Below are 20,323 nucleotides of genomic sequence, written 5' to 3'. Positions count from 1 at the left end.
CTCACACCCCCTCCCAGCCTCCCCCTGCTTGCAGGGGGAGGGGCAAGAGCAATCAGCCCGCCAGGCGCTTCTTCACCAGCGCCGACACCAGGCCCATGTCGGCCTGACCAGCCAGCCTGGCCTTGAGCGGACCCATCAGCTTGCCCATGTCGGCCGGGCCGGTGGCGCCGGTCTCGGCGATGGCGGCGTCGATCGCGGCCAGGATCTCGGTCTCGCCCATCTTGGCCGGCACGTAGCGCTCGATCACCACGATCTCCTCGCGCTCGACCTGGGCCAGGTCCTCGCGGTTGGCCGCCTCGTACTGGCTGACCGAGTCGCGGCGCTGCTTGACCATCTTGTCGAGCACGGCGATCACGGCGGTGTCGTCGAGCTCGATGCGCTCGTCGACTTCACGCTGCTTGATGGCGGCGTTGATCAGGCGGATCACGCCCAGGCTGTGCTTGTCGCCGCTCTTCATCGCGGCCTTCATGTCATCGGTGAGTCGCGTCTTGAGGCTCATCGGGCTGCTCCCTGGCATGGCGCCGGCCCGGTTGGGGCGACGCGAGGTAAAAACTCGGAAACACAAAAAGCCGGCGGCGCATGGGCGCGGCCGGCTTGTGTGATGCGCTCGGTGACGGGTCCGCGCGTTGCGCGGGGCCCGCTGGGGCGATCAGTACAGGCGCTGACGCTTGGTCACGTCGCGCGAGGCGCGACGCGCCTGGCGCTTCACCGCTGCGGCGGCCTTGCGCTTGCGTTCCTGGGTCGGCTTCTCGTAGAACTCGCGCTTGCGGGTCTCGGCCAGGACACCGGCCTTCTCGCAGGTGCGCTTGAAGCGACGCAGAGCAAACTCAAAAGGCTCGTTTTCGCGGACTTTGACGCTGGGCATACGTAATCTCGTTTCGGGAACCGGCCCGGGCAGGCCGGGGAAGAGCCGCGCATTATAGCGATGGCTGCCTTGAAGGTGCAACATGGTTCCCCCATCAAGGGCTCAGGTCCCAGCTCTGACCCTCGACCTCAGTCCGGAACCGCTTCTATCGGCGCTGCCGGCACATTCCAATCCCCCCGGAACCCGACCTTTGAAAGTCCTAGGCATCGAAACCAGCTGCGACGAGACCGGTGTGGCCGTCTACGACACCGACACCGGTCTGCGCGCGCATGCCTTGTACAGCCAGATCGCCCTGCACGCCGAGTACGGTGGGGTGGTGCCGGAGCTGGCCAGTCGCGACCACGTCCGCAAGCTGCTGCCGCTGGTCCGCCAGACCCTGTCCGAGGCCGGCATGACCACCTCCGACCTCGACGGCGTCGCCTACACCGCCGGCCCCGGCCTGGTCGGGGCGCTGCTGGTCGGTGCCGGCGTGGCCCGCTCGATGGCCTGGGCGCTGGACGTTCCGGCGATCGGCGTCCATCACATGGAGGGCCACCTGCTGGCGCCGCTGCTCGAGGACGACCCCGGGCGTGGTCGCCCGGAGCCGCCGTTCGTGGCCTTGCTGGTCTCCGGTGGCCATACCCAGCTGGTCCACGTCGAGGCGATCGGCCAGTACCGCCTGCTCGGCGAGACCCTGGACGATGCCGCCGGCGAGGCCTTCGACAAGACCGCCAAGCTGATGGGCCTGCCATACCCGGGCGGGCCGCAACTGGCCGCGCTGGCCGAACAGGGCCGGCCGGGGACATTCAGGTTCTCGCGGCCGATGACCGACCGGCCCGGACTGGATTTCAGCTTCAGCGGCCTCAAGACCCAGGTGCTGCTGGCCTGGCGCGACAGCGACCAGGCCGAGCAGACCCGCGCCGACATCGCCCGCGGCTTCGAGGATGCGGTCGTCGAGACCCTGGCCATCAAGTGCGAGCGGGCGCTGGATGCGGCCGGCTGCGAGACCCTGGTGGTGGCCGGCGGCGTCGGCGCCAACAAGCGTCTGCGCGCGCGGCTGGAGGAGATGGCGCGCAAGCGCGGCGGCCGCGTCAGCTTCCCGCGGCCGGCGTTCTGCACCGACAACGGGGCGATGATCGCCTTCGCCGGTGCGCTGCGGTTGCAGGCCGGGCAGCATGGCGACCTGGCGGTGCGGGTGACGCCGCGGTGGGACATGGCGACGCTGGACGTGGTGGGTTCGCCGTAACCTCCGCTCCCGTCATCCCGGCGAACGCCGGGATCCAGGCTGGCAGGCCTTGTATTCACGGTGACCGTACTGTCCGACGCTTCGACCTGGATCCCGGCGTTCGCCGGGATGACGGCGGTAGAGTCCTTCTGGTTTCCGGCATTCGCCGGGATGACGTTGAGTGAATGCAGTTCCCGCGCGACAACGCTACATTCCCCACCCCAGATTCCGTTCCGGCCATTGCCCCCATGGACCACGTCTTCATCGAAGGCCTCGAGATCGAGGCGCTGATCGGCATCTACGACTGGGAGCGGCGCATCCGCCAGCCACTCGTGTTCGACATCGAGATGGCCTTCGACAACCGCGTCCCGGCGGCCAGCGATGCCATCGAGGACACGCTCAACTACAAGGCGGTCAGCAAGCGCATCGTCGACTACGTGTCGCAGTCGGACTTCGGCCTGGTGGAGACGCTGGCCGAGCGCGTGGCGGCGATCATCATCGAAGAGTTCGGCGTCAAGCAGGTCCGCCTCAAGCTCAGCAAACCCGGCGCGGTGCGCGGTGCGCGCGCGGTCGGCGTGTCCATCGTCCGTCCGGCGGGCTGACGTCGCGCATGAGCCTTGCCTACCTGAGCCTCGGCAGCAACGTCGACGCCACCAACCACTTGCGCGCCGCGGTCGTGGCATTGCGCGAGCGCTTCGGCGACGTTGTGCTGTCAGCGGTGTATCGCACACGCGCCGTCGGCTTCGACGGACCCGACTTCCACAACGCCGCGGCGATCATCGCCACCGACCTGGAACCGCAGGCGCTCAATACCTGGTTGCACGAACTGGAAGACCTGCACGGTCGCGACCGTAGCGGTCCGCGCTACGGCGACCGCACGCTCGACATCGACATCGTGCTGTTCGATGACCGTGTGCTGGAAGGCGCCGGCAACCTGCGCATCCCGCGTCCGGAACTCAAGCATGCCTTCGTGCTGCGGCCGCTGGCGGAGATCGCGCCGGATGTGGTGGTGCCCGGCAGCGGCCAGACGCTGGCGCAGCTTTGGGCGGTGCATCCGGAACATGGCGCGGTGTGGGAGGCGGTTCCGCTCTAACCCCCGACACTGTCATTCCCGCGAAGGCGGGAACCCAAGGACGTCGCTTTTTTACCCGGCAGCCTTTTTCAACCGTCATTCCCGCGAAGGCGGGAACCCAGCGACTTTGCTCCGGCTTCCAGAACCGACTGCCGATGGCGGCAAAAGCCAACGACGCTGGGTTCCCGCCTTCGCGGGAATGACGGGTAACAAGACGACGACCTTGGATTCCCGCCTTCGCGGGAATGACGAGGTGAGAGGAGATTCCGCGGGAATCCTCTGGAGCAAATGGGTCGGCCGTCCGGTTTTCGCCCCCACCCCACTTGCCCTCGCCGCCGCCCGGCCCGAGGATGCGCTCTCGGTCCATGGGGGACGGCAAGGGGATTGCGATGTTCGAGAAGTTCTCGCGCAGTTGGGAGCTGGTCAAGGCGAGTGCGGCGGTACTGCGCTCGGACAAGGAACTGATGATCTTCCCGATCGTGTCGGCACTGGCCACGCTGGTGGTGCTGGCGACGTTCATGGTGCCGATGCTGGGCTGGCGCATCTTCCAGCACGGTTTCGGCGTGACCGGCATGGTCTGGATGTTCATCTTCTACTTCTGCCAGTACACGGTGATCATCTTCTTCAACTGCGCCCTGGTCGGCGCGGCGATGATCCGCCTGGAAGGCGGCGATCCCACGCTCGCTGACGGCCTCAACGCCGCCAAGGCGCGACTGCCGGCGATCCTCGGTTATGCCGCGATCGCGGCAACGGTGGGCATGCTGCTGCAGGCGCTGCGCAACAAGGAGAACAACTTCCTCGTGCGCATGCTCGGCAGCGGCCTGGGTGCGGCGTGGACGCTGGCGACCTTCCTGGTCGCGCCAGTGCTGGTCAGCGAGGAGATCGGTCCGCTCGAGGCGCTGAAGAAGAGCGCCGGCCTGCTGCGCCACACCTGGGGCGAGAACGCCATCGGCAATGTCGGCATCGGCCTGGCCTTCAGCCTGATCATGATCGGCGTGGGGCTGGTCGGTGCGTTGATCGCTTTCGTCGCCGCGCAGCTGTCGATTGGCCTGGCGGTGGCCATCGTGATCGTGTTCGTGATCGCGCTGCTGCTGCTGGGTGTCTACCAGGCGGCGCTGTCAGGCATCTACTCGGCTGCGCTGTACCGCTACGCGACGCAGGGCGAGACGCCGCCGGAGTTCCAGAGCCTGCGCCTGGAGCAGGCGTTCGCGGCGAAGTAAACCGGAGCGTCCCCTCTCCCTGGCCACGTTCGTGGCCTGTCCCTCTCCCACAAGGGGAGAGGGGGAGTAGCTGTCTTGCCCTCTCCCCTTGTGGGAGAGGGACAGGCGCGAAGCGCCAGGGAGAGGGGGCTCAAGCGTTCAGCAGCCTTCCACCATCCAGATGCAGCACCTGCCCGGTGCTGTAGCGCGCATCCACCAGCAGCCAGCGCACGGCTTCGGCGACTTCCGCCGGCGTGCCTGTACGGCCCATCGGTGTGCGGCCGAGCATCGCCTCCTGTGCAGCGACATTGGCCGACTCTTCCGGCCACAGGATCGCGCCCGGCGACACCGCGTTGACCCGAACCTCCGGCGCCAGCTCCAGCGCCAGCGACCGCGTCATCATCAGCAGCGACGCCTTGGCCATGCAGTACAGCGAATGCCCGCGCAAGGGACGCTCACCGTAGATGTCGGTGAGGTTGACGATGCCGCCGTGCGCAGCGCGCAGGTGCGGCGCGGCCGCCTGCGCGAGGAAGAACGGTGCGCGCGCATTGCTGGCGAAGACCTGGTCCCATTGCGCCGGCGTCGCCGTGCCGAGCGGGGTCGGGGTGAAACTCGAGGCATTGTTGACCAGCGCGTCGAGCCGGCCGAAGCGGCCCACCGTCTGCGCGACCAGTTCCGGCAGGCGGTCGAACTCGCCCAGGTCGGCCTGCAACAGCTGCGTGCTGCCGGCGCGGATACCTTCCAGTTCGGCGGACAACGCCTCCACGTCGGCGCGCGAGCTGCGGTAGTGCAGGGCGAGGTCGTAGCCGGTGCCGTGCAGGGTGCGCGCGATCTGCGCGCCGATGCGCTTGGCGCTGCCGGTGATCAGGGCGACGGGGCGGGGGGCTGGCATGGGGGCGATTCTATGCAGGTGGCGGGGTGCTGGCGAACCGGGGTTGCTAGGGGGCGAGCTTTCGCGAGCAAGCTCGCTCCTACGTGGGCAGCGCCTTTCCTGCGGGCAGTCGGGGATAATCGCGTCCATGTCGTCACTGCCTCCCCCCGACGCCGACGCGCTGGCGCACAGCGCCCGCCTCGACACCCTCATCCGCGCCCAGATCGCCGGCAACGGCGGGGCCATCCCGTTCTCGCGCTTCATGGAGCTGGCCCTGTACGCGCCCGGCCTGGGCTACTACAGCGCCGGCGCCAGCAAGTTCGGCGAAAGCGGCGACTTCGTCACCGCGCCCGAGATCGGCCCGATCTTCGCCGCCTGCGTCGCCGAAAGCCTCGCCCCGGTCCTGCGGCAGATCGGTGCGGGCGGCCGCTTCCTCGAACTGGGCGGCGGCACCGGCGCCTTCGCCGAGGTCGCCCTCAAGCGCCTGATGGAACTCGATGCGCTGCCCGACCGCTACGCCATCCTCGAACCCAGCGCGCAGCTGCGCGAGCGCCAGCGCGAGCGCTTGCAGCAGCGCCTGACGCCACCACTGTTCGAACTGGTCGAATGGCTCGACGCGCCGTTCAACGACGATTGGGACGGCGTGCTGTTCGCCAACGAAGTCATCGATGCCCTGCCGACGCCGCGCTTCGCCATGGAGGCCGGCGAGGTCTACGAGGAGCATGTGGCGATCGAGGACGGTGCGCTGATCCGCGTGCTGCGCCCGGCCGACGCGTTCCTGGGCAATGCCGTGCGCCACCTCGAACGCAACCTCGGGCGCGAGTTAGAGCCCGGTTTCCGCTCCGAGACGCTGCCGCAGTTGCCCTACTGGGTGCAGGCGGTGTCCGGCGGCATGCGCCGCGGCGCGATGCTGTTCGTCGATTACGGCTACGTGCGCAGCGAGTACTACCTGCCCGAGCGCAACGACGGAACGCTGCGCGCCTTCTACCGCCACCGCATGCACAACGAGCCGCTGCTGTGGCCGGGCCTGCAGGACCTGACCGCGTCGGTCGACTTCACCGCGCTGGCCGAAGCTGGCGTGTCGGCCGGCTTCGATTTCGCCGGCTACTGCTCGCAGGCCAGCTTCCTGCTCGGCAACGGTCTGGCCGGTGTGCTCGCGCGCATCGAGCGCATCGCCGACGAAGGCGAGCGCCTGCGCCGGACCCAGGAGGTCAAGCGCCTGACCCTGCCGTCGGAGATGGGCGAGCGCTTCCAGGTGATGGGCTTCGAGAAGGGCGTCGAGTTCGGCGCGGCCTTCCTTGCCGGTGACCTGAGCTTCCGCCTGTGACGCGACCGCCCGGGACGAAGTTGCTGCGGGACCTGCGCTGGCCTTGGCTGTGGCTGCTCGTGTGGTTATTGATGATCGCGGCGGTGGTGGTGACCTCGCTGCTGGCTGCCTCGGACCTGCCGCCGCCGCCGTTCGACGGCGTCGACAAGTTCGAGCACTTCTTCGCCTATCTGGTCCTGAGCGCCTACGGGGTGATGCTGATCGAGCGGCGGCGGCCACAGGCGCTGATGGCGGCTGGATTGATTGCCCTGGGCGTCGGTCTGGAAATCGCCCAGGGCGCCCTGACCGCCTCCCGCCAGGCCGACTCGGCCGACGCCCTGGCCAATTCCCTGGGTGTGCTGGCCGGGCTGATCCTGGCCGCCACCCCGGTTTCGCGGGGTCTGCAATGGCTGGAAACCCGGTTTCGATAGTGTGACCGCCGTCAAGTGGCGACAAGATCGCCATCACGGCAAACACGGCAAGGCGAGTGAGGGTATTGCGCAAAGGTTAAGAGATGGTTAAAGCTCGGAGCGGGCTCAACAGGGGGAGTCCGCCCACCCTGAGTGAAGGAACCACAGATGCCTGCCATTACCCGCAATCGTTTGGCCCTGGCCGTCACGGCCAGTCTGGCCGCCAGTTTGTTCAGCCCCGCCGTCCTGGCCCAGGAACCCACCTCGGCCGAAGTCCGTTCCGAGGCCACCACCCTCGACCGCATCCAGGTCACCGGCTCGCGCGTGCGCGGCCGCACTGCCGAAGACACCGCCGCACCGGTCGACGTCATCGGCAAGGAAGAGCTCAACGCCACCGGCGCGATGGAGCTCGGCCAGATCCTGCAGATGCTGGAGCCGTCGTTCAATTTCTCCCGCACCTTCGTCAGCGACGGTACCGACATCCTGCGTCCGGCGACGCTGCGCGCGCTGGGTCCGGACCAGGTGCTGGTGCTGGTCAATGGCAAGCGCCGCCACCAGCAGGCGCTGGTGAATGTGCAGCAGACCATCGGTCGCGGTTCGGCCGGTACCGACATCAACTCGATCCCGGTGTCGGCGATCGAACGCGTCGAGGTGCTGCGCGACGGCGCCGCGGCACAGTACGGTTCGGACGCCATCTCCGGCGTGATCAACATCATCCTCAAGGAACAGACCGACCACACCGACATCTCGGTGGAAGGTTCGCAGTACTACGCCGGCGATGGCGAGATGCTGCACGGTTCGGTCAACACCGGCTTCAAGGTCGGTGGCGACGGCTTCATCAACCTGTCGGCCGAAGCGCGCAACCGCAACGAGACCAACCGCGCCGGTCCGGACAGCCTGCGCGTGGATCCGCCGCGCGTGACCCAGCGCCTGGGCGATGCCGATGCCAAGGACTATTACCTGTGGTTCAACAGCGGCCTGCCGCTGGCCGGTGGCGAGCTGTACCTGTTCGGTGGCGCCTCCAAGCGCGAGGGCGACTCGTCGGGCTTCTTCCGCAGTGCCGGCGACAACCGCACCGTACCGGACCTCTATCCCGATGGTTTCCTGCCCCAGATCCTGACCACGGTCGAGGACGCTTCGATCGCGGTCGGCTTCAAGCAGCCGATCAACGAGCGCTGGGACTGGGACGTGTCGGTGGTCACCGCGCGCAACAAGTTCGGATTCGAGGAAGGCAACTCGGTCAACGTCAGCTGGTGGTACGAGCCGATCAATCCGGCCGACCCGAACAGCGCGATCTTCGGCGCCTCGCCGACCTCGGCCGACACCGGCGAGCTGCAGAGCGACCAGACCACGTTCAACCTCGACTTCAGCGGTTATGTCGACGGCATCGGCGGCACGCCGTTGTACCTGGCCACCGGCCTGGAATGGCGCCAGGACGATTACAAGATCCGTCCAGGCGATCCGGTGTCGTACACCTATGGCCGCAACAACGACCGCGACATCGTCATCGTCGGCCAGACCGGCGAGATCGCCCAGCCGGGCATGCAGGGCTTCCCGGGCTTCTCGCCGACCGAAGCGGTCGATGACGGTCGCGACAGCTGGGCGGTCTACCTCGATGCCGAAACCAACCTGAGCGAGAAGTTCCTGCTCGGCGCGGCGGTGCGCTTCGAGGATTACTCCGACTTCGGCAACACCACCACCGGCAAGCTGTCGGCGCGTTTCGACGCGACCGAGACCTTCGCCGTGCGTGGCACGCTGTCGACCGGCTTCCGCGCCCCGGGCGTGCAGCAGCTGTTCTACAGCCAGCGCTCGACCAACCTCAACGCCGACGGCATCCTGACCGACACGCTGACCGCGCGCCAGGACAGCGACGTCACGCGTGCGTTCGGCATCGAACCGCTGCAGGAAGAGACCTCGACCAGCGGCACGCTGGGCTTCGTCTATACGCCCAATGACCGCCTGTCGGTGACCCTGGACGTGTTCCAGATCGACATCGACGATCGCATCATCTTCTCCAGCAACATCGCGCCCGAGTCGGTCGGTACCGACGGCAATGCCTGCGCGGCCGACAACAGCAACTGTCCGATCCACGCCATCCTCGACCCGATCGGCGTCGGCCAGGTGCTGTTCTTCACCAACGCCATCGACACCCGCACCACCGGCGTCGACCTGACCGTCAACCACAACACCACCTTCGCCGGCGGCAGCACGCTGAACCTGACGGCGCTGGTGCACTTCAACGAGACCGAAGTGCGCTCGCGCCGTTCGCAGTCGCCGATCCTGTCGCCGACGCAGTTGTTCGACGACACCCAGGTGACGTTGCTCGAAGAGGGCCAGCCGGGCGCGCACCATGTGTTCCAGGGAATCTGGGAAGACGGTCCGTGGCAGCTGACCGGCCGCGCCAACTACTACGGCTCGGTCGCCGGCGAGGGCTTCACGCCGGGCATCAAGCAGACTTGGGACGGCAAGTGGCTGTTCGACGCGCAGGTGCGCTATGCCATCAATGACTCGATGGCGGTGACCGTCGGCGGCAACAACATCTTCGATCAGTACCCGGACAAGTGGGATCCTGTGACCGGTGCACCGTTCCCGCAGCTGGGCTTCAAGTACGGTTGGGAGACGATGCCGTTCGGCATGAACGGCGGTAGCTATTACGTCCGTTTCGACTACCGGTTCTAGTCAGCCTGATTGACGCCCGGTGGTGGGGAGTCGGCCTTGCGGGGCCGGCTCCGCTTGCGGATCCAAGGAACCGAAAGGGGAGAGAAACGCCGGGCGACGGGGAGGTCGCCCGGCGTTGCTTTTTGTGGGGTCTTCCCAGCTTGTCGTCCTGAACTTTGCTGGTGCTGTTGCGCGTTGGGCTTGCGTCTGCGGCCCGGCGGACGACGCTTCGGCGCTTTGTTTCCCGGTCTTCGGCGGCCCTCACCCCAACCCCTCTCCCGTAAAACGGGAGAGGGGCTCTATGTCGTCATCCCCGCGAAGGCGGGGACCCAGTGACGTTGCTTCGCCGTCATGCCCTCACCCCAACCCGCACCCCGGCCCGAGCGCATAGCGCTCGGGCGTTCGAGGACACGCGAGCCAATGGCTCGCAAGCTGTGTCCTCTCACCCCGCAAGCGGGAGAAGGGCTTAAGCAGTCCCTTCTCCCGCTCGCGGGAGAAGGTGCCCGGAGGGCGGATGAGGGCGCTTTTGCTCGCGCTTCTAGCGCTTCCCGGTCGCCGCAGCGATGGCTTCAATCCGCGCCTTCTGCATCGCCTCGCCCACCGCCGGCCCACTCATTCCCGCCGCCACCTGATCGGCGCGCACCGCCATCGCCGCCGCATGCGCCTTGCGCAGCGCGCGACCCTGCGGATAGTCGTCACCCTCGTGCCCGGTGCGCCCGCGCTTGTCGGCCTCGCAGGCAATGGCCAACTGGGCGATGCGCGCGGGTTTGCGGAAGCCATCGCAACGCGTGATCAGCTCATACACGGTCTTGGCTTTGAGCTCGTCGAAGCGATGCACGTTGAGGTGCTCGCGGCACACAGCCTCGGCGAGCTGGCGGTGTTCGGTCGGGACCTTGAGGCGCTCGCACAGGGCCTTGAGCGGCTTGACGCCGGCATGTTCGTGGCCGACGTGACGCGGCAGCTCACTCGCGGGCGTCAGCGCCTTGCCGAGGTCGTGGGTGAGCGCGGCGAAGCCGATCAGCTCGTCGCCGGGCGCCAGTCGCGCGGCCATGTCGCAGACCAGCTCGATGTGGATGCCGGTGTCGACCTCGGGGTGGAACTCTGCGCGCTGCGGCACGCCGTACAGCGAATCGACCTCCGGCAGCACCGCGGCGAGCGCGCCGGCATCGTGCAGGGTGCGCAGGAACGCCGACGGTGCCGCGCTGGTGATCGCGCGCCGCAGTTCCTTCCAGACGCGCTCGGGCACCAGTGCGGACAGCTCGCCGGACTCGACCATCGTGCGCATCAGCACCATCGTTTCCGGCGCGACGGTGAAGCCGAGCGGTGCGAAGCGGGCCATGAAGCGCCCGGCACGCAGCACGCGCAGCGGGTCCTCGGCGAATGCCGGCCCGACATGGCGCAGCACACGCGCCTGGATGTCGCGCGCGCCGCCGTAAGGATCGACCAGCTGGCCGTGTTCGTCCTGGGCGATGGCGTTGATGGTGAAGTCGCGGCGCTGCAGGTCCTGTTCGAGCGTCACCGAGGGATCGGCATCGACGACGAAGCCGCGGTAACCGCGACCGCTCTTGCGCTCGGTCCGCGCCAGCGCGTACTCCTCGCCGGTTTGCGGATGCAGGAACACCGGGAAGTCGAGGCCGACAGCGCGGAAACCGGCCGCCTCCATCGAGGCCTGTGTCTCGCCAACGACGACCCAGTCGCGGTCGCCGGACGGCAGGCCGAGCAGGCGGTCGCGGACGGCGCCGCCGACTAGATAGGTCTTCATGCGAGTGATCTTAGCCATTGCCCGTCATTCCCGCGAAGGCGGGAACCCAGGGACTTTGCTTTCGTCACGTTCAGGACAACGTCACTGGGTCCCCGCCTTCGCGGGGATGACGGCATCGTTCCAGGTCAGCAGCCGGCGAGTATCTCGGGCAGCTTCGGCTCGATCGCAGTCGGCGTGATACCGAGTCTGCGCAGCCCATCCTCGAAGCTCACCGAGTCGAGCTGCAGCGAGCGCCAGTTGTCGCGGCTGATCGGCTTGCCCGGGATGAACTCGCCGATGCTGGCCTGGAGCTGGCCGAGCTTCTGAGGCAGGCCGAGGACGACGCGATAGCGGCCGCGCCCACGCGCTGCCAGGCGCACGATGCGCCGCAACGACATCACGTCCGGGCCGACCAGATCGAAGCTGTCGCCGATGCTGCGGCGGTCATCGAGTGCGCGCGCAAACGCTTCGACCACGTCGCCGACCCACACCGGCTGGAAGCGGGCGTCGGCGCGGCCGATCGGCAGCATCGGGGCGAATCGCAGCAGGCCGTCGAAGCGGCAGAACAGGCCATCGCCGGGGCCGGCGATCACCGAGGGCCGGAACACGGTCCAGTCGAGACCCGATGAGCGCACCCGTTGTTCGGCGCGGCCGCGTGATTGCAGGTAGCGGCTGTCGCCGTGGCCGGCGTTGAGCGCGCTCATCTGCAACAGGCGGCGCACGCCCATGTCCTTCATCGCCGCGATCAGCGACTCGGTGATGCCGACGAAGACGCGTTCGAAGCCGTCGCCACGATCGCCTTTCTCGTTGAGGATGCCGATCAGGTTGATCACGGCATCGGCGTCGTCGAGCACGGCCGACAGGAAGCCACGGTCGCTGACGTCGCCCTCGATCAGGCTCGCACCCTGCGGTCGCAGCGCACGCTTGCCGGCGTCGACGCCACGGCTGAGCACGGTGACGCGGTCGCCGCCCTGCAACAGGCGCGCGACGAGATGCCGGCCGACAAAACCGGTTCCACCCAGGACGACGACGTGACGTTGTGCCATGCCGCGAGTTTAAGGTCGCAAGGCCTTCAGCGCTGTGATGGGCGCCGTGGTTGGGCGGGCGCTTGCGCCGGCGCCGGTGCGGCCGGCGATGCCGGCTGCGGGCAGACGAACTGCGTGCGCTTGCCGTCGGCGCGACCGCGCATGCGGTCGCTGACCCTGGCCGCGTCTCCGTTGAGCCGCCAGTCGTAGAGGACGCTGAAGGCAAGCACGCGGGCCACGTACTCGCGGGTTTCCTTGTAGCTGATCGTCTCGATCCAGAAGTCCGGGTCCATGCCCGGCCGCTGCGACTGCCAGCGCGACAGCGGCGACGGCCCGGCGTTGTAGCCGGCGATCACCTGGTACGGCTGGCCGCCGTACTTGTCGAGCAGCTCGCGCAGGTAGGCGGTGCCGAGAATGATGTTGGTGTCCGGATCGTAGAGGCTTTCCGCACCGCCCCAGGATTGACCGATGCGGCCGGCCACGCCGGCGCCGGTGCCCGGCAGGATCTGCATCAGCCCCATCGCATTGGCACTGGAGCGCGCACGCGGATAGAACACGCTCTCGGCACGGATCTCGGCCGCGACCCAGGCCGGATCGAGGCGATTGCTCGCCGCCTCGCGCCGGATCGTCGCCTCGTGGTGCAGCGGGAAGCGAAGGCCGTACAGGCGCAGCTCGTCGGCATTGCCCTTGCCCAGAGAGAACACCGCGCGGTCGAACCAGCCATTGCCCTGCGCGACCTCCACGGCGATGCGACGCTGCTCGTCGTTGAAACGCGACAGTGCATCGTCCCACTCGCGCACCGCCCAGCCGACGCGATCGATCTGGAACAGTCCCATCGCCCGCACGATCGCCGGATCACGCGCGATCGCCGCCTGCGCCGAGGCGCTGTCATCGGGCAGCCACGGGCACAGCACATAGGGCAGGTCGAGCTTGTCGGCGGCCAGGAAGCCGTGGAAATCGGGCTTCTTCGCCGCCTCGCGGTACAGGCGGTCGGCACTGGCCTTGCTGCCGGCGCGCTCGTTCAGTCGTGCCTCGAAATACATCCAGCGCGAGTCGGCGCGCTGCTTGGCGCCCATCTTGTTGATCGCGGCCAGCGCGGCCGGCCAGTCCGAGCGCGCCATCGCCTCGCGCACACGCCACTCGTGCAGGCGCACGTCGTAGGCGACTTCGGGCACGGCGTTGAGGCGGCGCGCCGAATCGGGTTCGTACGACGCCACCGACCAAAGCGCGATCTGGTACAGCGCGCGACCGCTCTCTTCGTCGCTCAGGCCCAGCGCATCGGCATAGCGCGGCAGGATCGCCTCGGCCGATGCCGGCGAGGCCTTGCCGAACTTCGCCAGTCCCTGCGAGGCGATGGCGCGACTGCGCGCGGTCTTCGGCCAGGTCAGCGCGCGCTCGTGCGGGGCGTCGAGGAAGGCGGCGTAGTCGTTGGCCAGGGCCAGCTGATCGGCGGGCAGGCCGCGTGCGGCGGCGCGCATCACGCCCGGCTGCCATTCGGCGGCGGCCAGGTCGATGCGTTCCCAGCGCAGTTCCGGCGTAAGGCCGCCTTGTGCAGCCAGCGCCGCCATCGGCGCGTCGCATTCGTCCGGCAGCGATTTGCCGGTGCTGCGCCAGATCGCCTGTGCATCGCTCGTCCACTGGGCATCGGTGCGGCCCTGCGCCTGGCGTGCGCTCAGTTCGCCGCAGCGCAGTGCCGGGCTCTTGATCTGCGGGCTCCACGCGGCAAGAAACGATGCCCAGTCCTGGCGGCGTGCGGTCGCGGTGAGCCAGCTTTCGCGGAACGATTCGGCCACGGCCTGGCCGCGGTAGCGCGACAGGAACGCCTGCGCCTGGCTGGCACCGAGATTGTCGATGTCGCGGCGCAGGTTGGCGTACTCGACCCAGCCGTAGAGCGGATGGCGTTGGATGTCGGCGAACTGGCCGCCGTCGAAGCGGCCCAGTTCGGCCGCCTCCAGCGCGGCACGCACGCGTGGCAGTTGCGGATCGACGGTGGCCTTGGGCAATGCGGGCAATTGCACCGGCGGTGCCGCTGCGGTGCTCTGTGCACAGGCAGTCGCGGCAACCGCTGCAATGGACGCAGCGAGTACGATTGTGAACGGGCGGGGGAGCATGCGTGGGACTATAGCCCAGCGTTGTGAAGTGGCCGTCGCCGCGACGTGCGATGCAGTCAGTTGCCGTTGTCGTCTGCAAGAAAATTCTCAAGGAGTCCAATGATCACCGCACTGCTCATCTTCCTCGCGCTCGGCTGCATCGCCGGCGTCCTCGCCGGTCTGCTCGGAGTGGGCGGTGGCCTGGTGCTGGTGGCGGCACTCGCGTGGCTGCTGCCGGGCATGGGCATTCCGAAGGAGGCAGCGATGCATGCGGCGCTGGCCAGCTCGCTGGCCAGCATCGTCCTGACCGCGGCGGCATCGGCGCGCGCGCATGCATCGCGCGGCAGCGTGCTGTGGCCGACGGTGGCGTGGATGGTGCCGGGGCTGCTGCTTGGCGGCTGGCTGGGCAGCGGCCTGGCGGTGCGCGTGGACGACAGCGTGTTGCGCTGGATCGTCGCCGGCTACTGCTTCCTCGCTGCAGCGCAGCTCACCTTTGGTCGCAGCCGCAGCAAGGCCGATGCCAACCTGCCGGCGCCGACCGGCGCGGCGATGACGGCAGCCGGCATCGGCATCGGTGCGGTATCGGCAGTGGTCGGCATCGGCGGCGGCAGCATGACCGTGCCGTTGCTGGTCTGGCGCGGCATCGCGCCGGTGCGCGCGGTCGGTACCTCCTCGGCCTGCGGCGTCGCCATTGGCCTGGCCAGTGCGATCGGTTATGCGCTGCACGCGCCCGCCGGCGCATTGCCGGAGCATGCGATCGGTTACGTCTACCTGCCGGCAGCGATCGGCGTGGCGGCCGCATCGGTGTTGTCGGCGCCGTATGGCATGCGACTGGCTCACCGCCTGCCCGGCGACACCCTCAAGCGGGTGTTTGCCGGCTTCCTCGCCCTGGTCGGCACCAGCCTGGTGCTCGGCGGCTGATCGATTCTCGACCTCCCGACGTACGGCCTGTCCCGCGCATCTCAACGAAACGAGCGACGGATCCCAGTTTCGCGCCGAGTTTCCATACCGAAGTCGCTCAGACGGTTTGGAATTCGGGTGCTGATGGCCCACAACGCCCGAAATTCCGGCCCTTTCGGCCCACCGTGCCGAAAGTGACGCTGACTCTTTGCCGCTTGTGGCGGCTTTACGAATTGTTTACAACTCAGGGACGCCGCCTGTAGGGGGGTGGGCGCGTACAGCTGTTCAGCCTGATTTTTTCTTCTTTTGGAGAGAGTCCGATGAAAGCACTACGCCGGCAGTCCCTCACCAGAGCCATACAACTTTCACTGCTGCTCAGCCTGCCTGGTCTCGCGGCCGCGCAGGATGCGGCGGCACCCGCGCAGCCCGGATCGGCCACGACCCTGGACACGGTCACCGTCACCGGCAGCCGCATCAAGCAGACCAACGTCGTCACCGCGCAGCCGGTGTACGTGCTCGACCGCGCCAAGATCGAGGCCACCGGCCTGCAGAGCGTGGGCGACCTGCTGCAGCAGCTCAGTTCGAGCGGCAAGGCGCTCAACGCCAAGTTCAACTCGTCCGGCAACTTCGGCTATCCGCCCGACGGCGGCGGCATTGGCGCCGGTTCGGCCCAGGTCGACCTTCGCAACCTCGGTTCGCAGCGCACCCTGGTGCTGGTCGACGGCGTGCGTTGGGTCAACGAGTCCTCCGCCTCGGGTGTGAGCGGCAGCGCCGACCTCAACACCATTCCACTGGCAATCGTGGAGCGCATCGAAGTGCTGGAAGACGGCGCCTCGGCGATCTACGGTTCCGACGCCATCGCCGGCGTGGTCAACATCATCACCCGCCGCAAGTTCGACGGCGCCGAAGTGCATGCCTATTACGGCGAGTACGAAGATGGCGGCGAGACCACCGAAGCCAGTCTGACCATCGGCGGCAGCGGCGAGCGCTGGTCGGGCATCTTCACCGCCAGCTATTTCGAGCAGCAGGAAATCGAATCGGGCAGCTGGGAGCAGTCGCGGTTCCCGACGCCGGGAACCGGCGTCACCGGCGGCAGCTCGGGTATTCCGCAGGGCCGCTTCTTCTTCTGCGATCCGACCCGTGCGACCACCGGCGTCGGCGGCTGCGATGCCGACACCGCGAACTGGTACGACATGACCTTGAACAACGGCACGACCACGCCGGTGTTCGATCCCGAAAGCCCCAACGGCGGCACCTACCACCAGTTCGACCTGCCGGACCGTTTCAACTTCGCGCCATACAACCTGTTGCTCACGCCGAGCAAGCGCAAGTCGATCTTCGCCAGCGCCACCTATGACCTGAGCGATGAAGTCCGCCTGCACGTGAAGGGCCTGTACAACAACCGCACCTCGACCAACCAGGCCGCACCCGAGCCGATCTTCGTCGGCCCCGGCGCCGGCACCGGCGGAATCGCCGACACGATCAGCATCCACCAGGACAACCCGTTCAATCCGTTCGGCTACACGCTCGATGCGAACTCGAACCTGCTGGTGGTGACCAAGCGTCCGGTCGAAGTCGGTCCGCGCATCTTCCACCAGGATGTCGACACGACCTACTTCAACGTCGGCCTCGACGGTACGTTCGGCATCGGCGACCGCACGCTCGGCTGGGACGTCAATTACGCCCACTCCGAGAACAAGGCCACGCAGGAGTTCCTCAACGGCTACAACGTGGCCAAGATGAAGCTCGCGCTGGGCGATCCGGCGATCTGCGCGCTGGTCGCAGGCTGCACGCCGCTCGATCTGTTCGGCGGCCAGGGCCGGCCGATGACGCAGGACCAGATCGACTACATCCGCACGCGCCAGATCGACTCGAGCAAGCAGGTGCTGGACCTGTTCCAGGGCAATATCACCGGCGATCTGTTCAACATCGGCGATCGCACTGCCGGCTTCGCCGCGGGCGTGGAGCACCGTCGTTACCGCGGCGACTTCAACCCCGATCCGCTGCGCCAGACCGGCGAATCGCAGGACTCGTTCGCATCGCCGGTGTCGGCCTCGTACGAAGTGGACGAGATCTACACCGAGTTCAGCTTCCCGCTGCTGGCATCCCTCGATGTCAGCGCCGCGGTCCGCTATTCCGACTACTCGACCTTCGGCAACGAAACGACCGGCAAGCTCGGCTTCCGCTGGCAGCCGATCGAGGACATCGTCCTTCGCGGCACCTACTCGACCGGCTTCCGCGCTCCGAACCTGGGCGAGCTGTTCGGCCTTACCCAGTTCGGCGCGACGCTGGTCGATCCCTGCGGTTCGACCGGTCGTCCGGGCCCGGCATCGCCTGACCTGGCGGCAGGTTGCGCGGCACAGGGCGCGCCGCCGAACTTCGTCCAGGCCAACACGCAGATCACCACCTTCACCGGCGGCAATCCCGATCTGCAGCCGGAGACGTCCGACAGCTGGACCGTCGGCGTGGTCTATGCGCCGAGCTGGGGTTCGGATCAGGCGTGGTCGGACCGCCTCGACTTCGAAGTGGGCTACTACAACATCGAGATCGAGGATGCGATCCAGGCCCGCGACCTGCAGGCATTGCTGACGACCTGTCTGCGCGAGGGCGGGGTCAATTCGATCAACTGCACGCCTTTCGCCCGCGGTGCCGGTGGCAACCTGCTTCCGCCCAACAACTTCCTCGACAACCTGGGTTCGATCAAGACCGACGGTGTGGACATCAAGGCCAACTGGGCCGGTCCGGAGTGGAGCTGGGGCCGCTTGAATGCTTCGTTGCAGTCGACCTACGTCAACGACTACGAGGCCATCGACGTCGACGGCAACCGTTCGCAGCGCGAGGTCGGCATCGAGGTCGACGACAGTGCGATCCCGGAATGGCAGACCAACGTGCAGCTGGGTTGGACCAAGGGCGATTTCAACGCCGGTTGGACGCTGCGTTACATCTCGTCGGTGAAGGAGTCGTGCGACAACGTGCCCGTCGCCAATGCGCCTGGTTGCCTGGGCGGGGTGGAGTTCAACGAGCTTGGGTCGACCACGTTCAATGATGCGCAGTTCAACTGGTCCAATGCGTTCACCGAAGGCCTGAAGCTGACGGTCGGCGTCAACAACATCTTCGGCAAGGAGCCGCCGGTGTGCCTGACCTGCTCGCTCAACGGCTACGACGCCGGTACCTATGACCTGCCCGGTGCGTTCTGGTACGTGAGCGCCGACTATCGCTTCTGATGGTAAGTGCTTCTCGAGCCCCTCTCCCGCTCGCGGGAGAGGGGCTGGGGTGAGGGCAAACGGGCCGGATCCGGTCCGAACTGCGCACCGCCCGTCACTGGTCGCAGGAGCAACTGGCCAGATTGCTGGCGCCGGTGGGGGGCATCCTGGTGCTGCTCTATCTGCTCATCTACCCCGCCAAGGCGGAGGAGCCGGCCGAGGCGGCCGCGGGCTGAGACACCGCAAGCGTCCACGCCGCGATCACCTCTTCGGGATTGGCCGCTTGGAAGCGCGTGGGGTTGGCATCACAATGCAACCTGCACTTCCATCATGGGGATGACGGAAGGGAGCGCGGACCTCGGCTCTGCACGTGGATTCGATCTGGCGCAGGGGGCGCCTGGACAATGCGAAATCTTGCTTTCCTTTTCGTGGCTCTGGCCGTATCGGGGTGCAACCCCGCTTATCAACGTCCTGCCTTCGCCCCTGGTGGCGCCGCCAGCGTGCGTTTCATTGCCGCTCAGCACAAGGACATCGGCTCTGCGTTCAACGTGTATGCGCACGATGGCGATGCGTGTGGAGGGACGCCGAAGAAGGTGGTAGGCATGGGAGGGGGCTTCCTCAACATCGGAGGCGGGACGAAGAAGACCGGCGACCTGGGGATGACCAAGGACCCCGCCGCCACCTATCAACCCGGCCAGTATTTCGAGACCACCGTGAATGCCGGGGCGCGCTTCCATTTCACCGCCGCTGGTGGGGAAAGCAACGGTGTCTGCTATGTCAGCGGATCGTTCCTACCCCAGGTGGGTTCCGAATATGAGCTGACCTACAGCACGGATCGGGCCTATTGCTATGTGAGGGTCGAGAAGATTTCCCTCCAGGGCACCAGCTTCGTGCGCGAGCGGGAACCAAGCAGCACACAGCGACCAACGGCCTGCACGTTCTTCTGGAACTGAAATGCGGGAGCGCGCAGTGTTCAAGACGTTCTCGGCCAAGACGCTGGCGTTGGCCATGGTTCCGGTGGTCCTCTTGTCGATGTGCGGTTTCCCGCGTGCTCAGCAAACGGCGGCCACGGAGTATGCGCGGGCCGTATACACGGTCGTCCAGAGACAATGGGAGTCCAGGTCCGAGGGTGACGAGCTGGTTTCCGGCTCAGCGTGTGCTGCCCGGATCAAGCAGTTGCCCGGCGGAGAAGTACTGGCAGTCGACTTCTATCCAGAATGTGAGTTCAGCGAGGCAGGAAGAGACGCGATCACGGAAACCGTACGCAGGTCCAGCCCGTTCCCGTATCGTGGATTCGAAGCGGAATTCCGACGTGAGCTGAGAATGGTGTTCCGTGCGGCAACGCAGGAGGATCATCGGGCATCGATCGCCGAACAAGCATCCAACCGGCGTGTCGCGGAGAACAGTGCTGCTTCCGACAGGCAATGGGTCAAAGCAGTGGAAGAGCGAGAGCGGAAGAATCTTTACGCCTTGCAGTGCTCTCGTCACATTGCGTCAGCCATCCCCAAGACGGTGTTGATGCAGCCAGTCACAGTGGAAGTCACGATTGACCACTCGGGAAGGGTGGTGGATGTCCCTTACATTGGCAGGGTAAAGAAGGGCGGTGCAGTTTCCAGGATGGAATCGGCCGATGGGTCACTGGTAGCGGCACTCAAGAACACTCCGCCTTGCGCACCATTTCCATCCGATCTGACTGCCGATGCCAGCGACCTCGCGGTCGGGCCCATCTTCCTCGACCCTGCCGTTGATTAGCCGTCGCCCTCCCGCAGCATTCACTCG

At 67.1% G+C, this 20,323-nt stretch carries 17 protein-coding genes; 11 read left to right on the top strand and 6 right to left on the bottom strand.

Annotated features, from left to right (window positions below; translation table 11 throughout):
• Window positions 1–52: 52 nt before the first annotated feature.
• Window positions 53–499 carry a GatB/YqeY domain-containing protein gene (locus AC3A3X_RS04175; RefSeq protein ID WP_487581790.1) on the bottom strand — a complete coding sequence of 149 codons (447 nt, stop codon included), beginning with the start codon at window positions 497–499 and terminating at the stop codon, window positions 53–55.
• A gap of 150 nt (window positions 500–649) precedes the next feature.
• On the bottom strand, window positions 650–865 hold the full coding sequence (gene rpsU, locus AC3A3X_RS04170) for a 30S ribosomal protein S21 (protein ID WP_031371286.1): 216 nt from the start codon (window positions 863–865) through the stop codon (window positions 650–652).
• A 190-nt stretch (window positions 866–1,055) separates the two neighbouring features.
• Between rpsU and tsaD the strand changes: the two genes are divergently transcribed.
• The 4 genes from tsaD to AC3A3X_RS04150 all read left to right on the top strand — a co-directional run bounded on the left by tsaD (window position 1,056) and on the right by AC3A3X_RS04150 (window position 4,361).
• A complete protein-coding gene (gene tsaD, locus AC3A3X_RS04165; RefSeq protein WP_487581789.1) occupies window positions 1,056–2,090 on the top strand; it encodes a tRNA (adenosine(37)-N6)-threonylcarbamoyltransferase complex transferase subunit TsaD in 1,035 nt (344 codons plus the stop codon).
• A gap of 227 nt (window positions 2,091–2,317) precedes the next feature.
• Entirely contained in the window at window positions 2,318–2,671 is a 354-nt protein-coding gene (gene folB, locus AC3A3X_RS04160) for a dihydroneopterin aldolase (protein ID WP_487581788.1), read from the top strand.
• A gap of 8 nt (window positions 2,672–2,679) precedes the next feature.
• A complete protein-coding gene (folK, locus tag AC3A3X_RS04155) occupies window positions 2,680–3,162 on the top strand; it encodes a 2-amino-4-hydroxy-6-hydroxymethyldihydropteridine diphosphokinase (RefSeq protein WP_487581787.1) in 483 nt (160 codons plus the stop codon).
• 368 nt (window positions 3,163–3,530) lie between these two features.
• Complete coding sequence (locus AC3A3X_RS04150; protein WP_487581786.1) at window positions 3,531–4,361, top strand: DUF6159 family protein; 831 nt, start codon at window positions 3,531–3,533, stop codon at window positions 4,359–4,361.
• A 130-nt stretch (window positions 4,362–4,491) separates the two neighbouring features.
• Here the strand turns inward: AC3A3X_RS04150 and AC3A3X_RS04145 are convergent, their stop codons facing one another.
• Window positions 4,492–5,232: a pteridine reductase gene (locus AC3A3X_RS04145; protein ID WP_487581785.1), complete on the bottom strand. Its 741-nt coding sequence runs from the start codon at window positions 5,230–5,232 to the stop codon at window positions 4,492–4,494.
• A gap of 127 nt (window positions 5,233–5,359) precedes the next feature.
• Between AC3A3X_RS04145 and AC3A3X_RS04140 the strand changes: the two genes are divergently transcribed.
• The 3 genes from AC3A3X_RS04140 (at window position 5,360) to AC3A3X_RS04130 (ending at window position 9,606) form a co-directional block, all read left to right on the top strand.
• Window positions 5,360–6,538, top strand: a complete 1,179-nt coding sequence (locus tag AC3A3X_RS04140; protein ID WP_487581784.1) for a class I SAM-dependent methyltransferase — start codon at window positions 5,360–5,362, stop codon at window positions 6,536–6,538.
• A gap of 20 nt (window positions 6,539–6,558) precedes the next feature.
• The gene (locus tag AC3A3X_RS04135) at window positions 6,559–6,948 is read left to right on the top strand and encodes a VanZ family protein (RefSeq protein WP_487581783.1); all 390 of its coding nucleotides are present in this window, start codon (window positions 6,559–6,561) and stop codon (window positions 6,946–6,948) included.
• A 147-nt stretch (window positions 6,949–7,095) separates the two neighbouring features.
• Window positions 7,096–9,606 (top strand): TonB-dependent receptor plug domain-containing protein, encoded by a 2,511-nt coding sequence (locus tag AC3A3X_RS04130; RefSeq protein WP_487581782.1) that lies wholly within the window; start codon window positions 7,096–7,098, stop codon window positions 9,604–9,606.
• 517 nt (window positions 9,607–10,123) lie between these two features.
• On the opposite strand, the gene AC3A3X_RS04125 is transcribed toward AC3A3X_RS04130, so the two are convergent.
• The 3 genes from AC3A3X_RS04125 to AC3A3X_RS04115 all read right to left on the bottom strand — a co-directional run bounded on the left by AC3A3X_RS04125 (window position 10,124) and on the right by AC3A3X_RS04115 (window position 14,441).
• A complete protein-coding gene (locus AC3A3X_RS04125) occupies window positions 10,124–11,347 on the bottom strand; it encodes a multifunctional CCA addition/repair protein (protein ID WP_487581781.1) in 1,224 nt (407 codons plus the stop codon).
• A gap of 125 nt (window positions 11,348–11,472) precedes the next feature.
• Window positions 11,473–12,372, bottom strand: coding sequence for a complex I NDUFA9 subunit family protein (locus AC3A3X_RS04120; protein WP_487581780.1), 900 nt, complete (start codon window positions 12,370–12,372; stop codon window positions 11,473–11,475).
• A 26-nt stretch (window positions 12,373–12,398) separates the two neighbouring features.
• On the bottom strand, window positions 12,399–14,441 hold the full coding sequence (locus AC3A3X_RS04115) for a lytic transglycosylase domain-containing protein (protein ID WP_487581819.1): 2,043 nt from the start codon (window positions 14,439–14,441) through the stop codon (window positions 12,399–12,401).
• A 120-nt stretch (window positions 14,442–14,561) separates the two neighbouring features.
• Here AC3A3X_RS04115 and AC3A3X_RS04110 point away from each other — a divergent pair, with 120 nt between their 5' ends.
• The 4 genes from AC3A3X_RS04110 to AC3A3X_RS04095 all read left to right on the top strand — a co-directional run bounded on the left by AC3A3X_RS04110 (window position 14,562) and on the right by AC3A3X_RS04095 (window position 20,296).
• On the top strand, window positions 14,562–15,362 hold the full coding sequence (locus tag AC3A3X_RS04110) for a sulfite exporter TauE/SafE family protein (protein WP_487581779.1): 801 nt from the start codon (window positions 14,562–14,564) through the stop codon (window positions 15,360–15,362).
• Between the two features lie 299 nt (window positions 15,363–15,661).
• Window positions 15,662–18,565, top strand: a complete 2,904-nt coding sequence (locus AC3A3X_RS04105) for a TonB-dependent receptor (protein WP_487581778.1) — start codon at window positions 15,662–15,664, stop codon at window positions 18,563–18,565.
• Between the two features lie 383 nt (window positions 18,566–18,948).
• The gene (locus tag AC3A3X_RS04100) at window positions 18,949–19,497 is read left to right on the top strand and encodes a hypothetical protein (protein WP_487581777.1); all 549 of its coding nucleotides are present in this window, start codon (window positions 18,949–18,951) and stop codon (window positions 19,495–19,497) included.
• A gap of 16 nt (window positions 19,498–19,513) precedes the next feature.
• On the top strand, window positions 19,514–20,296 hold the full coding sequence (locus AC3A3X_RS04095; protein WP_487581776.1) for a hypothetical protein: 783 nt from the start codon (window positions 19,514–19,516) through the stop codon (window positions 20,294–20,296).
• Window positions 20,297–20,323 lie beyond the last annotated feature (27 nt).

It is taken from the genome of Lysobacter sp. Soil_N_23, from assembly GCF_057656135.1.
This window is presented reverse-complemented; position numbering and strand designations above follow the sequence as displayed.